Below are 13,967 nucleotides of genomic sequence, written 5' to 3' on the forward strand. Positions count from 1 at the left end.
AAAGGCAGTCCCCATTACGAAATTTAGGGGACTGCCTTTTATATGTCTTGCATCAATTTGATATGCAGCAGCACCGAGCCGTCTGTTCCGTAAGGGTAGCTTCGAACGGTGTAGCCGTCCGGGATTCCTGCCTTGCGGATCGCGGACCGTATATCTTCTGACCAGCTTCCTCCGCTTGTATATCGAATTTGCATTTCGGCCTTCCCGCTGCGAACCATATCATCAAGCCGCTCAGTCAGCATATCGACCGATTGAGCCGTTCGGGATGGCGCCAGCCAATCCAGCCCGATTCCCGCCTCAAGCTTGGCCCATTCCGCAGCCTCGTGCTTCGTACTCTTCTGCTTAGCTAAAGCCAGCGTCTCTGAATATTCCGTTACGGCCTTCGGATACGGCTTCGTCCACTGATGATCGCGAATGATCTCTTTATCGCTGAGCAAATAGTACCGATAACGGCTTACTGTAGCCTCCGTGCTGTTCTTCGCTTCCCCGCTGTTCTTTGTCTTCATCGAAGGAGCCGCATCATTCCAGGTTGCATCCAGATGATACCATCGGCCATCCAGCTTAACAAGATTCCATGCATGATCGCCGGTCGACACTGTTCCTTCTACAATACGGGACTCTAAGCCTGCCTTCGTAAGCATATGCTGCAGCAGCAGCGCATAGCCTTGGCAAACCGTCTTACCGGTAATCAATGCTTCGTACGCAGTATAGCTGCTTAAAGAGGTATCGTATTCGACCCGATCAACAACCCAGTCATGAATGAGCTTTACTTTGGTATGGTCATTCATCCCAGCGGCCGAAACGATTGATCGCAGTGCCTGCTTGGTCAACTGCTCCACCTGTGCCGTCTGATCGGCCGTCTCCCGGTATTGGACCGTCATTTCCACGTCCGCCCGATTCGCTCGTTCTCTAATCGTATAGCGATACGAATCGATAATATAAGCAGTATAATCGTCTGCCGAGGCCGCATCCGCGAATGCCTGCTTGAAAGCTTGCTCCGCATCTTGGAAATCACGAATTGTAAAAGAAAACTGCTCGTTGCGTGCGAGCAGATTCTGTTCAATAACTTCCCGCGGCGAGTGCTCTTGAAATGTAGAAGCCGTAACGGGGATTGCGCCTTGCAGCTTCCTCTGGAACGCCTCTCTCTGAAGCTGCCATACACCCAGCATTCCGAATAATGTCAAGACTAGGATGATTCGTACAATACGCACCTCATCCACCTCGCGTTCCTTGATTCGATCATGTTAACCATCATTATAACCGAAACCGAGAAGCTAGAACCATTTTTGGAAAGCTAATCCCCAGGCCCTATATCTCTATGCCAGCAAAATAAAGAAAGGCCGCCTGCGGCAACCCTCATTTCATAAAATGCATTATATTGCTTCAGTTTTAATGATTGTGCCTTCGCTGTTGAGCCATTGTCCCGAGGCCGATTTGATTAGAGTGAGAATTAACTGAGTACGGTTATCTTCGAATGCAGGACCTGCCAGCTTCTCCGTCTTCTGCACGACATATACAACCGCTTTCGTATCGGAATATTCGACAATACGGGACACTTCAAGCGTCACTTTCAAGTCGTAAGCGGCGAACACCTGCTTCGTTAGCGCAATTGTTTCATTGATCCCCGTCATACTCGGATCGAGCGTAGCCTTATAGGCTTCAAGATCTTCGGCATTCGTTGCTTGAATTTGCTTGTCAATCACATCTAGAATTGCCGCCTTCTCGTCAGCAGGCACATCTGCTTCCTTGCTGACCGCCTCTTCTACGTTCAGGTATTCGATCTCTTCCGGCACAAGCATATACAGCTTCCATTGCTGATCCTCGCCGCGTTTCAACTGCAGCTGATAGATCGCTTTGTTGTCCAAATAAAAGCCGCCGCTTACTTTATTCGATAATTGCTCAACTTCGATCACAGCCGAATCGCCCTGCAAGTTCAGCACTCTAGTGAGCGTAGAGGTCGTCTTCGTCACCACATTGTCATCAGATACTGTATCCAATACCTGGTCGATAATCGATTCAAGTGGTGAGCCTGGATAAAGCAGTTTACGGATGTTGTCAATATCATAGGTATCGGAATATTCGTCAAGTAAATTCAAAAAAGCTTGCAGTTCTTTAATCTCGCCCTCCGAAGAGCCTTTGGACGTAATCGTAATCGTTAATGACTCCTTGTTCCACTTCACATTCAAATTCGTTGCTTCCGCAATGAAACGAAGTGGAACGAGCGTACGTCCTTGTTGAATGATCGGCTGTGCGGATTGCTCTTGCTTCTTACCGTTGACTGTCGCTGCTCCCGTTAACGTATTCAGTGTCAAGGTGCCTTGCTCCGACTTGCCTGTAATCACTTTGCTGTACTCATCATAAGAAATGGAATAACCGAGCGCTTTGAACAGTCCTTTGAACTCGACATACGTCGTACCTTTCACAAGAATAGGAGGAACGTCGAATTGAACCTTCTGATCGTTAATCCATACTTGAATGGACTGCTTATTGTTCGCAGCTGCGGAGATACTGCCAGCGAATGTTAGCATGAGCAGCATCGCGGCCAATATGAGTGCAGTAAGCTTCTTCATCATGTTTCTCCTCTCAATAATATGTAGAACAGATCATAAAATATTATACCTAAATAGTAATCTATTTTCACTATTACCTATAAATAGGTAACCCGCTTATTTTATATGAATTCGAGATTTCTAGAGGGAGAGAGACTACCTATTCACGAGGCCTCATGCATAAATTGACAACATCGAACAACGCAGAATATAATCGACTCAGATTATGTCATATCTCCACATATTAGAGGAATATTATGCTGACCGAAGAGCATCGGTAACTTATTTTACAACAGCTATTCGAAGCACTTGTGCCCTCACTTGCTTTATATTTCCGATCAGAAAGCATCTATGAAATGATGAACAATTTCAACAGCGGCAACGTCAATTCTGCATTGGCGAATGAAGATTATTCGAGCGGAGGAAACATTAATGAGGGCAATTAAAGTGGAACGTTCCGGTCCTTTGAGCGGCAGCGTCCATATTCCTGGGTCCAAGAACAGCTCGCTTGCCTTGCTCGCTGCTGCTTGCTTAGCGGACGAGCCGGTTAAGCTTATAGGTATACCTGATATTGCCGATATTCGTGTGATCAGCGATATCGGACAGAGAATCGGTCTTCGCATTACACGCGAGCCGAACGGTTCGCTTATCGTCGATCCGACGGCGATACACTCAACAGCTCTAGACGCCGGACAATCCTCATCGTTCCGCAGCGCCTATTATTTTATCGGGGGACTGCTTGCCAAATTCGGCAAAGTAACCGTCGGCTATCCAGGCGGAGACGATTTCGTCAGCCGTCCGATGGATCAGCACGTCAAAGCTTTAACGATGATGGGAGCGACATACTCTTACACAGAAAGCAGCTATAGCGTCGAAGCTAAGCAGCTTACCGGAGCATCCATCTATTTCGATGTCATCACATGCGGAGCTACCATTAACGCAATGCTTGCAGCAGTGCTGGCGAAGGGCACAACTACGCTGCTCAATGCGGCACGCGATCCCGAAGTCACGGATACTGCCAATTTGCTAAACCGAATGGGAGCACGGATCACCGGAGCCGGCACCGATTGTATTCGAATTGAAGGCGTAGCTTCATTATCAGGATGTACTTATACCGTCATTCCAGACCGGCTAATTGCCGGCGCATTCCTAATGGCGGCCGGCGCTGCCGGCGGCAGTGTTACCGTACAAGACGTAATACCGGAGCATCTGTCCTCCTGTTTAGCGAAGCTCCGCGAGATCGGACTCGACATTGAAATCAACGATCATTCCATTACGGCTCATTCCACCGGTATTCTAAGAGCAGTAAGAGTCCGGACAGCGATGTATCCAGGCTTTGCAACCGACCTACAGCAGCCGTTAACGGCTCTGCTGACGATGGCTCAAGGGAAGAGCATCATCGGCGAGCGAGTATACCCTGGAAGATTCAATCACGTCCCACAGCTTATCCGGATGGGGGCAGACATTAAGGTACGATCCGGTGTCGCTTCTATACGAGGCGGTATTCCGCTGCGTGGTACGCTTGTCCATGCCTCAGACGTTCGAGCTGGCACCTGTCTCATCCTTGCTGGACTTCGTGCAGAAGGTATAACGACGATTGCCGGTATACAGCATATCGAGCGCGGCTACGAGGATGTGATCGGTCTCTTCTCCTCACTGGGCGCGAAGATTACGATGCTGGACTTAGACGAATCGTTACCGATCTCACATACAAGCTAATCCGATCTATAAGTTACTATTAGGCATGTCCTGTATATCATTCATATGCAAACGGTTACTCATTTGTAATCTAGCCGTAATATTACACTAAGGTCTATTTCAGAATAGGAAACTATAATTACAGTCATGACCCCCCATAAGAATCCAAATATATTTGAGAACAGCCTGCAGCGAATGCTGCAGGCTACTTTTTTTACACTTTTCTCCGATTCAATAAACTTAAATAGCTGTGAATCAACGTCTCCTCCTTCAATTCAAGCGGCTGGGAGAATTGATCCTTCTGCGTGCATACCGATACCATATAATCACCCAGCGGGAACGTACGCAAAAAATAAACCCTGCCAGAATCTTCAATCAGCGCTCTCTCTCCTGTCTCACTTACCTGACAGGTGAAGGAGTCCAACGGTATTGACAACCCTTTGCCCACTGCTTTTATATAGCTTTCCTTCATTGTCCACAGACGATAAAAATAAGTCAGCTGCTCTGATTCTGGTTTGCTCATCAAATCGATATACTCCGAGGCTGAGAAGAACCGTCTAGCAACGTCGAGATCGATCGGCTTGATCCGTTCGACATCAGTCCCTACTGGAGAGGCATCTATGGCACACAATACCCAATCGCCGGAGTGAGATAAATTAAAATGAAATGCTCTATTGTTAGTTAAGAAAGGCTTTTGATATGCGTTTGTTCCGAATACGATCTCATTATGGGCCAATTTGAATTTATCCATTACAATAGCTCGAATCAGCATTTCGGCGACAATCGATCGTCTAGCATCCTCTTCACGTCTATAGTTACGAACTCTATTCTGCCTCTCGGCAGATAAAGTCGGCAGCACATCCTGATAAATGATGGAGGGACTTATTTTCTCATTAATACGAACCATGAAAAGCTCTACCAACACGTACCGCCTCCACTCTACATCACTTTCCCTAGAATCATCATACCAGGAAATTATAACCTCATTTGAACGTAGTTGGTACTATTTTTTATGAGGAAATCTTGTAATCATTCTGTAACATTCCTCTCAGATTCATTTCATCTTAACCTCCTATAATAAGTGACAAGACCCCCCTTTAATATAAGTTCTATCATTGAAAGGCCTGCAGCTTTAGCCGCAGGCTTCTTTTTTGTCCCCCTCTCAATATGATAATATGTTTATAAATAAACAAAAATATCCTTATTCAGATCCCGATTTCCTTCTCCCCGACGAGTAACGTTCTCTCAACTAATCGATAATTAAAGAACATGATACAGAATAGAACTAACAAACCTGAAAGGACTCATTATATGACTAAAAAAAACTATATATCTGCTTAGCAATAAGCTTAATCTTCTCCATCCAAGGCTTCATCTACTATATTAAAGATTTTGGTGATTCGTCCATTACAGCTCTAGGTACCATCATCATGCTTAATCTTTTTATTGTAGCCGAACTTAACAAAGCGGTCGTCCTTATTCTAATGTTGATCGTACTGCATCTCATCCGACATAAGGAAACAAACTCAAACAAATGATCCCGAATAGAATAACTGCAATCAATCGAAGGAGGCATCAAACTACGGAGACAATCATCCTATCTCTGCTTACAATAGCAGTCCCTTTCGTACCTCTGGAGATTACAGTCGAAAAAAAATTTCGTTTTAGAGCAAGGCTGTTCAAATATACGATGCTCGGTATGTTACTCTACCTGCTGCCCAAGAAAGAAGATTTTTAAAAAAGCCTGCAGCTTCTGCTGCAGGCCTGAATATAACATTCTATTGTTCTATAACGCTTCAACCGCCGACACGAACTGCCGCACACGCTCTGTAATCCGCTCATACTCGCCCGCACGGACCCAATCCATATCGACAAGCTTCGTTCCCATACCGACTGCGCACGCTCCAGCACGAAAATAATCACCGATATTATCTAGGTTGACGCCGCCGGTGGCGAGCATCGGAATCTGGTTAAGTGGGGCGCGTATTTCAGCAAGGTACTTCCAGCCAAGCGTCCCCATCGGAAACACCTTGACCGCCTCAGCCCCGGCCTTCCAAGCTCGGACAATCTCAGTAGGCGTCATACAGCCCGGCCATACGGATATGCCCCTCTCCATACCGTAGGCTATCACTTGCTCATCAAGATTCGGCGAGATTAGAAACTGCGCCCCGGCTGCTACAGCCTCTTCCGCCATCTTCACATCGAGCACCGTACCTGCACCGATTCGAGCTTCACCGCCGCCAAACCTCGTTCGCCATTGATCGATAATGGCGGTTGCACCGTCCGTATTCATCGTCACCTCAAGCAGCCGCACCCCGCCGTCAATAATCGCTTTCGCCGTCATGTCGGCACGGCTTGGCTCGATGCCGCGCAATATCGCGACAATCCGATGGCGATGAAGCATGTCCAGCAATTCGCTCATTTCGATAATCTCCCTCCGTCGATCCCCCAATACTGCTGTAGCAGCTTAATAAATAAATTCGGAAAAGTCAGCGTCTCCATCATTTCAGGTCCAATCCATCTGTACCCTTCCGGCAGGCTGTCATCCTTAGCTCTTCCCTCATCCGCTTGCTGCACGTTATCAGCCGACGTCACGTATTTTACGGGTGATTCAGCAGCGGCTGCTGCTGTTCCGCCAACCCTTTCTGTACCCAACACCCCCGGCATGTCCGCTTCGAATACGTCCATTTTCCAATGAATGTGACTGAACACATGCTCAGCTTCTGTCAAATGGCGAATCGGACGAAGCAGCAGCCCGGTATCCTTATACAGCGTTCTTGTGAGCAAATCGGCCATCGCAGAATACTCGAGCCTCCGACTAGATGCTTCTGATTCGCCGCCTAACGCCACCGCTCCACGCACCTTCTTCGGTCGGCCAGCGGTCGGCCTTGCTCCGCCAAGTGCCTTCTCCGCCTCTTGCGGCACAAGCACATGCGGGAGCTCCCACATACGTGCAAGCAGCCCCGTCTCCGGGCGCTGCCTAACGAGCACTTGACCTGCCCGCTCTCCCGTTCCTGCAACGATAACGCCAAGCCGCCACTCAGGACGAGGAGGCTTCGCCTTCGATTTAATCGGCAGCTCCTTCTCCTTGCCCGCCAGACGGCCTTCACAATGCTCCATGACCGGACAAGTCAAGCAGCCAGGCGATTTGGGTGTACAGACTAACGCGCCGAGCTCCATAAGCGCCTGATTAAATTCCCCTGCCCGGCCTTCTGGGATAATCGCTCTTGCCAGCTTTTCAATTTTGACGCGGGTTGACGGCTTGGCAATATCATCCTCCAGCAGCCAGAACCGCGACAGAACACGCATAACATTACCGTCAACAGCCGGCTCGGGACGATTAAAGGCAATACTCATAATCGCTCCAGCCGTATAGGGTCCTACTCCTTTCAACGAAGCGACCGAGGCTGCGTCATCCGGTACGATTCCGCCGAATCGTTCGACAACTTCCTTCGCGCCAGCTTGTAAATTACGTGCGCGTGAATAGTAACCGAGTCCTTCCCAATGCTTCAGAACATCTTCCTCAGGCGCTTCTGCCAATGCCTGAACGGTCGGAAATCTCAACATGAATCGTTCATAGAAAGGAATGACCGTATCGACACGCGTCTGCTGCAGCATAATTTCGGATACCCACACGCGGTACGGATCTCGGTTCATTCGCCACGGCAGCTTTCTCTTCACAGCATCGTACCAGCGAAGAAGCTCCATGCCAAAATATTGCGAATGCACAGGCGCAGCCGCGAATTCGTCTACGCTATTTGCGCTTTTTCGTGCTGAACCGCGAGCTCCGCTCATGACTAGCCCCCTCCTTTCTTGCCCCGTCCCCTCCATCATCTATACAATCTGCCGGTTGAACAGCACCTTCAATGGAATGTGACAGCTTGCGATACCGGCGCGGCGTCAAGCCGAAATGCTGCTTGAACAACCGTGACAAGTAATGATTCTGCATGCCAATCCGTGCCGCAACATCTGCTACCGCCATATCAGTCTCCGACAAGAGCGCTTTGGCGTGCTCTAATCGGCGTTCAATGATGTAGTTGACCGGCGAGATGCCGGTAAAGCTCTTAAATATCGTAATGAAATAGTTGGGATGAAGGCAAACGATCGACGCCAATTGCTCGATAGTTATGCTCTCTGACATATTGTCCTCAATATAATTCAGTACCTCTTCGAACTGTTCGATCAAGGCTTGCTTTGCCTCAATTTTGCGTTCGAAGCCAGCACCCTCCATATAATAGGCAATCAACTCTAAGAGCACTGCTTTCTTCCGCCACTCTTGAAGAAGCGAATCCGTCTGCTGTAGCCGAATCAGCTTCTCAAACAGCTCAATCAGCTCTTGCTCGTTCACCGCCTCAATCCAGAATGGAACTTCCAGCTCCTTAAGCAGGTTATAATCGCCCAAATTCATTTTGAAATGAGTGAAATAGAAAACAAAGCTGCTGCTCCCTTCCGTTCCGAAAGACAGCTCCGCATCAACAGGCAGCAAATACAGCTTACCGGGTATCGTCGTCATTCTCTTGTTCTCAATTTGCAGCCATCCTTGACCGGAAATCGGTAGAAACAGCCGATTCAGCTCGATACCTGTCGAGTCGCTTATCCAACCCGCTTCCCGGCTCGAAATACCACTCAGCACATGCTCCGCATCCATTTGAATCAGTTTTCTATGCAATATGCTATCGTACGCCAAAATAGTTATGCTCCTAGTGTTGGATTCATCGTTGCTTGACACGTAATAATACGGGCCTTCCCTCATTATAAAGAGACTGTGCGGCAAAGAGAAGATGAAATACTGTGTTATGTTATAATTGGCTGTAGAACATACGATAAGAGAGGGTAGGCGATGACCTTTAAAAAAGTACGGCTAGCTATTATAGTCGCAGCAGCGATTGCCGTATTCGCAGGCTGTGGTTCATCAAACCGATCTTCGAATGAACTAGTCGGTCCTGCCGATACGATAGCGCTCTACAATTCGAAATGTATAAGCTGTCATGCTGCGGATTTAAGCGGAAGAGTCGGACCCGACAGCGATCTGCGTACAGTCGGCGCCCGCATGACGAAGGAAGAAATCGTCCATCAAATTACAAATGGTGGCGACGTTATGCCTCCGTTCCAGGACAAGCTGTCGACAGCTGAGATCGAGTCGCTTAGCGAATGGCTCGCTGCACACCAATAAGCCGGCTAGCATCTAATGCTGACCGGCTTATTAGTCAGGTGCTTGGGAGCTACGGGCTAATGATGCGAAGCTTAATTAGTCGAGCTGCTCAATGACGACAAATGCAGAAGCTAATCCCCGGTCATGTGTAATCGTAATGTGTATACGCCTCCTGCCATCCTCTTCCTGACCTGAGCCCGCTTCTAATTCTTCATCGCTAACCCAGCCAAGCTTGAGCTTAGCCGACATTGACAGATGCACAGCCGGCTTGCCGCTTGGCTCTCTCGTCACGATCACATCATGTAATCCCGCCGTTGCGCCAATGCCGCAGCCCAACGCCTTCACAACCGCTTCCTTCGCTGCAAATCTTCCTGCCACGTACTCCGCAAGGCGCCTTCCGGTCAGTTGATATGCAGCCTCCAGCTCAGGACCGGCTAAGACTCGTTTCATGAACCGATCTGCCGATTCCTTCTCCAGTATGCCGGCTATTCGGTCTACATCAGCTATATCGTGCCCGATTCCGATAATCAAGCTCGTGATCCCCCATTATTTGACGTATCCTTATCCTTGATACTTGCAAGAAAGCCGGGACGGCTCGCTACTAGCGATCAGGTCCCGGCTTGTCTATCGCTCGATTCCTTAGATGCCCGGAATCGGCGAACGTTTATGCTCCGTGCGCAAATATTGCTTCTCAAGCTTCGCAGCAACGGCAGGATCAATCTGCTTGCCTTCAAGATAGCTGCTGTTATCCTCATAGCTGATGCCGAGCTCGTTCTCATCCGTCTGGCCTTCCCATAAGCCGGCCGTCGGCGCCTTATCCAGCACGCTCTGAGGAACGCCGAGCTTCGCGGCAAGCTGGCGCACTTGACGCTTATTCAGCGTACTAAGTGGCGTAATATCGACCGCGCCATCTCCCCACTTCGTGTAAAAGCCGGTAATCGCTTCCGATGCATGGTCCGTACCAACGACGAGCAAGTTCAAATCGAATGCAAGCGCATACTGCATAACCATACGCGTTCTTGCTTTGATGTTGCCCTTACCGCCTCGGCTAAGATGCCGGTTAATTCCGATCGCCTTCATACTATGCTCAACCTCAAGCGTGATCTCATCGACCGCTTCCCCAATATTCGTCTCCACGCGGTGGGTCAGCTTGAAAGCATCGGCTGTCGCATAGCTATCGGAAATGTCCGCTTGCTCTCCATAGGGCTGGAATACGCCGAGCGTAATATATTCCTTGCCGGTTTCGGCAGACAGCTCATCTGTCGCCTGCTTGCACAGCCCCGTAGTGACTGCACTGTCTATCCCTCCGCTAATGGCGATGAGCAGTCCCGCGGCGTTGGACTTGAGTACATAGCTTTTGAGAAAATCGACACGCTTGCGTATTTCCGCATCAACGTCGATTGTGGGCTGAACGCCGAGCCGTTCAATAATTTCGCGCTGTAAACTCATCGCTAACCGTCCTCTCTTATTAGCGGCAGAAGCGATCGAATGCAGCCGTCAAATCGGCTGCGATCTCTTCAGCCGAACGGTTCTCGATCTGATGGCGCTCGATAAAGTGGACGAGCTCTCCATCCTTCATTACGGCAATGGAAGGTGAAGATGGCGGATATGGCGCGAAATATTCGCGTGCTTTCGCCGTAGCTTCCTTATCCTGGCCAGCAAACACCGTATACAGGTGGTCCGGAATTACGTCGTGCGAAAGCGCAAGTGCCACGCCTGGGCGGCATTGACCTGCAGCACATCCACATACAGAGTTCACAACGACTAACGCCGTACCTTTCGCATTAGGGATACTTTCTTCAACCTGCTCTGGCGTGCGCAGCTCTTGAATGCCAAGACGCGTCAGATCGTCACGCATCGGTTGAACCATATCCAGCATATATCGTTCGAAGGACATTGACATGTACCTCACTCACCTTTCAAAATTATGTTACTTACTATTATAAACCTCGCTGAAAATGAAAGTAAAGAAAAAGCAGCCGGGCATCCTCCGGCTGCTTGTCGTCTGGAATAATCAAATGAAGCGTACCTGCAACAGGCCGCATGGCGTTTATTCGTGTTTGTCTTTGTCCGAGGACGGCGGATCGGAAACGTAGCCCACATCTTTATCAGGATGGAGCAATATTCCCGATTCAGGCGATTCTCCTTCTTCGAAGATCGCTCGGTTATCTGCCGTCATAAATCCAATATCCTTGTATGGGTGGACCCACTCATCCCCTGCCATTACAGCAGGATCTGTATCCTTCGTCCACTGCTCCAGCGGTGATTCAGGAGACGAATAGATATGGTCTCCAATGACGACTCCATACCGGTTAACGAACGGCGCCCTAGGCCCCCGACCTTTGCGATATGCGGGCAAAAAATTGATCTCATACGGATCAAGCTCCGGATCGTCCGCATATCCGTATGCCTCAGCATCTCGTTCATCCAGCCAGTCCTCATACCGTTGTCTGCTCATTGCTTATCCGCCTATGTAGACGGACGGTTAGGACCATCCAGCTTCTTATCATAGCCTTGCGACTCTGGCGCTTTACCGGAGCCCGCGCGCTGCTTGGCCGCATCGGCGCTGCTTTGCTGAGCGTTTTTGCTGCTCACCGTCATATAACCCCCTTCCGAAAATTAGTATGCTCGTCAGGGCTGCGGCTTATCCAATGTTTTTATATTTCTCAACCGAAGCAGCGGCCTCCGCAGTTCCGTCCTCCAGACGGAAGGTGACGATAAACGTCGTTCCTTTCCCCTCCTCCGATTCCACATCAATCCGGCCGTTGTGGCGTTCAACGATACTAAGACAAACAGGTAGTCCAAGCCCCGTTCCTCTTGATTTGGTTGTGAAGAACGGTTCGAACAGCTTGTCCATTTGATCCTTGGTAATCCCAACCCCGTTATCCTGTACACGAAGCACCACCGCTCCCGGTATCCAATCGGTACGAATTAACAGTACGCCGCTGCCGTTCTTCATCGCTTCCAGTCCGTTGCGGGCCAGATTCAGAATAAGCTGCTTAATCTCCTTATCGTTCAGAAGCAGCTCAGGGAGCCCCGGCCTCGGCTGCCACTCCACTTGAATGCCGCGGAGATTGGCATCCGCTTGAATAAGTGGGAGCATCTCCTCCATCAGACTATTGAGCGAATAATGCGTCTTATCGATCAATCGGTTCTGAGCAAGGGATAGAAAATCGTTAATAATCCCGTTCGCTCGATCAAGCTCCTCTATAATGATACGGAAATATTCCAGCTGCCCTTCATTTGCCCGCTCTCTCATCAATTGGACGAATCCACGTATAACGGCCATTGGGTTGCGAATCTCATGCGTTATGCTGGCCGCCATCTGTCCGACCAGACTAAACCTGTCCATCCGGCCAAGCTCATCGCGTAGATGGCTCAGCTCTGTTATATCATGCATAATTAGCGCAGCCCCCGTAATGGAGGCCTGTCCCGCCAACTCGTTATCGCGTATCGTAAAGGCGGTTTTGACGAATACCCGTCCTTCCGTTTCCTGAAGCTGAAACGAGGTTCTCTGACCTCCGAGTGCATTCTGCAGCATAGCAATACTTTGCCCATCCTGGGCTTGATCGATCAGATCCACATAAGTACGGCCTCTCATCTCATTGGCGGTCCCTTTCTCGGCAGAAGTAGAAAAATACCTATGGGCCACTTCATTCAAATGTGTAATTTTACCTTCTGCATTGAGAATAACGACTCCGAGCGGAGTCTCATCGATAAACTGCTGCAGCTTCTGTACCTCAGCCCTGTATTTCTCCGACATTCTTCTTAGCTGGCCATGAAGCAGCTGCTTCTCACGCATATTCTCGATAATAAGAATAGAGGCCCATAATACGAGATAAGATAACACGATTAAGCCGCCAAACAGCCATACATCACTCCATGCAAAATTCGGTCTCTGTAAAATAATATCAATGAGCAAAGAAGTGCTGTACAGCAGTTGCAATACCGTTATGAGCACTACCCCGATCCTGTGCTTTTCTTTACGTCTGGCAAGATGAAACGGCTGAATGAACAAGACAAGCAGCGGACAAAAAATGATTAGTATTACCCCGAATGTCAGCCATTCACCTTCCGTATGGAAGAAGGGGACTCTAAGGCCTGCGTACAGGAGAGTCAGCGCCCCCATGCTCCAGTAACCACCGTATAATGAGCCGATTATATAAGGAATAAGTCGAATATCGAATTGATAGCCTGATTCCGTCTGCATCGACAACAACATGCACAGCACCATAGATACACCGCAGAACAACCCCGTAGACCAAGCTCCCCACTTGGCGTTACAATTCGGCCGATCATGCCACAATTGATAGACAAGAGACGGCAGCATGGATATGAATACTTGTAAAATCATCGTCTTCCACATCCGGCAAATTGCCTCCCTAGAACGCTGAATAACCCATATTAATTCGAGTTTTATTTTCCATCATTTATCACAGATTAAAACATACTTCCAGCAATTTAGCTACCATCAATTTCATAATTCCTACTTGTTTACTCATTAAACTAGAAAAGCAGCTGTCCAACCGACAACTGCCAACGTTGTTATGGTTTACTTATGAATATCC

At 48.9% G+C, this 13,967-nt stretch carries 14 protein-coding genes; 2 read left to right on the forward strand and 12 right to left on the reverse strand.

Annotated elements, in window-relative coordinates:
* Window positions 1-38: 38 nt before the first annotated feature.
* Complete coding sequence (locus PXY01_RS09720; protein WP_127569652.1) at window positions 39-1,211, reverse strand: transglutaminase domain-containing protein; 1,173 nt, start codon at window positions 1,209-1,211, stop codon at window positions 39-41.
* 162 nt (window positions 1,212-1,373) lie between these two features.
* Window positions 1,374-2,573 carry a copper amine oxidase N-terminal domain-containing protein gene (locus PXY01_RS09725; RefSeq protein WP_127569653.1) on the reverse strand — a complete coding sequence of 400 codons (1,200 nt, stop codon included), beginning with the start codon at window positions 2,571-2,573 and terminating at the stop codon, window positions 1,374-1,376.
* A gap of 408 nt (window positions 2,574-2,981) precedes the next feature.
* Here PXY01_RS09725 and murA point away from each other — a divergent pair, with 408 nt between their 5' ends.
* Window positions 2,982-4,268 carry a UDP-N-acetylglucosamine 1-carboxyvinyltransferase gene (murA, locus tag PXY01_RS09730; RefSeq protein ID WP_127569654.1) on the forward strand — a complete coding sequence of 429 codons (1,287 nt, stop codon included), beginning with the start codon at window positions 2,982-2,984 and terminating at the stop codon, window positions 4,266-4,268.
* Between the two features lie 193 nt (window positions 4,269-4,461).
* Here murA and PXY01_RS09735 read toward each other — a convergent pair whose 3' ends face one another.
* From PXY01_RS09735 to PXY01_RS09750, 4 genes are all read right to left on the reverse strand, one after another.
* Complete coding sequence (locus PXY01_RS09735) at window positions 4,462-5,172, reverse strand: 4'-phosphopantetheinyl transferase family protein (RefSeq protein ID WP_127569655.1); 711 nt, start codon at window positions 5,170-5,172, stop codon at window positions 4,462-4,464.
* Window positions 5,173-6,033: 861 nt separating this feature from the next.
* Complete coding sequence (locus PXY01_RS09740; RefSeq protein ID WP_127569656.1) at window positions 6,034-6,669, reverse strand: bifunctional 4-hydroxy-2-oxoglutarate aldolase/2-dehydro-3-deoxy-phosphogluconate aldolase; 636 nt, start codon at window positions 6,667-6,669, stop codon at window positions 6,034-6,036.
* Window positions 6,666-7,955 carry an A/G-specific adenine glycosylase gene (gene mutY, locus PXY01_RS09745; RefSeq protein WP_246027867.1) on the reverse strand — a complete coding sequence of 430 codons (1,290 nt, stop codon included), beginning with the start codon at window positions 7,953-7,955 and terminating at the stop codon, window positions 6,666-6,668. The genes PXY01_RS09740 and mutY overlap by 4 nt, the downstream gene beginning before the upstream one ends.
* A 46-nt stretch (window positions 7,956-8,001) precedes the next feature.
* Window positions 8,002-8,934, reverse strand: a complete 933-nt coding sequence (locus tag PXY01_RS09750; protein ID WP_164744366.1) for a helix-turn-helix transcriptional regulator — start codon at window positions 8,932-8,934, stop codon at window positions 8,002-8,004.
* Window positions 8,935-9,087: 153 nt separating this feature from the next.
* Between PXY01_RS09750 and PXY01_RS09755 the strand changes: the two genes are divergently transcribed.
* Window positions 9,088-9,420: a c-type cytochrome gene (locus tag PXY01_RS09755; protein ID WP_127569659.1), complete on the forward strand. Its 333-nt coding sequence runs from the start codon at window positions 9,088-9,090 to the stop codon at window positions 9,418-9,420.
* A 75-nt stretch (window positions 9,421-9,495) separates the two neighbouring features.
* On the opposite strand, the gene acpS is transcribed toward PXY01_RS09755, so the two are convergent.
* The 6 genes from acpS to PXY01_RS09780 all read right to left on the reverse strand — a co-directional run bounded on the left by acpS (window position 9,496) and on the right by PXY01_RS09780 (window position 13,765).
* The gene (acpS, locus tag PXY01_RS09760) at window positions 9,496-9,930 is read right to left on the reverse strand and encodes a holo-ACP synthase (RefSeq protein ID WP_127569660.1); all 435 of its coding nucleotides are present in this window, start codon (window positions 9,928-9,930) and stop codon (window positions 9,496-9,498) included.
* Window positions 9,931-10,038: 108 nt separating this feature from the next.
* Entirely contained in the window at window positions 10,039-10,848 is an 810-nt protein-coding gene (nadE, locus tag PXY01_RS09765; protein ID WP_127569661.1) for an NAD(+) synthase, read from the reverse strand.
* Between the two features lie 19 nt (window positions 10,849-10,867).
* The gene (locus PXY01_RS09770) at window positions 10,868-11,302 is read right to left on the reverse strand and encodes a BrxA/BrxB family bacilliredoxin (protein ID WP_127569662.1); all 435 of its coding nucleotides are present in this window, start codon (window positions 11,300-11,302) and stop codon (window positions 10,868-10,870) included.
* A gap of 147 nt (window positions 11,303-11,449) precedes the next feature.
* On the reverse strand, window positions 11,450-11,857 hold the full coding sequence (locus PXY01_RS09775; RefSeq protein ID WP_127569663.1) for a DUF3905 domain-containing protein: 408 nt from the start codon (window positions 11,855-11,857) through the stop codon (window positions 11,450-11,452).
* Between the two features lie 11 nt (window positions 11,858-11,868).
* Window positions 11,869-11,994, reverse strand: coding sequence for a hypothetical protein (locus tag PXY01_RS23045; protein ID WP_262385085.1), 126 nt, complete (start codon window positions 11,992-11,994; stop codon window positions 11,869-11,871).
* 49 nt (window positions 11,995-12,043) lie between these two features.
* Window positions 12,044-13,765 (reverse strand): ATP-binding protein, encoded by a 1,722-nt coding sequence (locus PXY01_RS09780; protein WP_127569664.1) that lies wholly within the window; start codon window positions 13,763-13,765, stop codon window positions 12,044-12,046.
* Between the last annotated feature and the right edge of the window lie 202 nt (window positions 13,766-13,967).

The sequence above is a fragment of the Paenibacillus xylaniclasticus genome, from assembly GCF_004001065.1.
In the GTDB taxonomy this organism is placed as follows: domain Bacteria; phylum Bacillota; class Bacilli; order Paenibacillales; family Paenibacillaceae; genus Paenibacillus_T; species Paenibacillus_T xylaniclasticus.

Coding starts and splice junctions, on each gene's coding strand:
- PXY01_RS09725 (WP_127569653.1), bottom strand. CDS start 2,573: ATGATGAAGAAGCTTACTGCACTCATATTGGCCGCGATGCTGCTCATG.
- murA (WP_127569654.1), top strand. CDS start 2,982: ATGAGGGCAATTAAAGTGGAACGTTCCGGTCCTTTGAGCGGCAGCGTC.
- PXY01_RS09740 (WP_127569656.1), bottom strand. CDS start 6,669: ATGAGCGAATTGCTGGACATGCTTCATCGCCATCGGATTGTCGCGATA.
- mutY (WP_246027867.1), bottom strand. CDS start 7,955: ATGGAGCTTCTTCGCTGGTACGATGCTGTGAAGAGAAAGCTGCCGTGG.
- PXY01_RS09755 (WP_127569659.1), top strand. CDS start 9,088: ATGACCTTTAAAAAAGTACGGCTAGCTATTATAGTCGCAGCAGCGATT.
- nadE (WP_127569661.1), bottom strand. CDS start 10,848: ATGAGTTTACAGCGCGAAATTATTGAACGGCTCGGCGTTCAGCCCACA.
- PXY01_RS09770 (WP_127569662.1), bottom strand. CDS start 11,302: ATGTCAATGTCCTTCGAACGATATATGCTGGATATGGTTCAACCGATG.
- PXY01_RS09775 (WP_127569663.1), bottom strand. CDS start 11,857: ATGAGCAGACAACGGTATGAGGACTGGCTGGATGAACGAGATGCTGAG.
- PXY01_RS09780 (WP_127569664.1), bottom strand. CDS start 13,765: ATGTGGAAGACGATGATTTTACAAGTATTCATATCCATGCTGCCGTCT.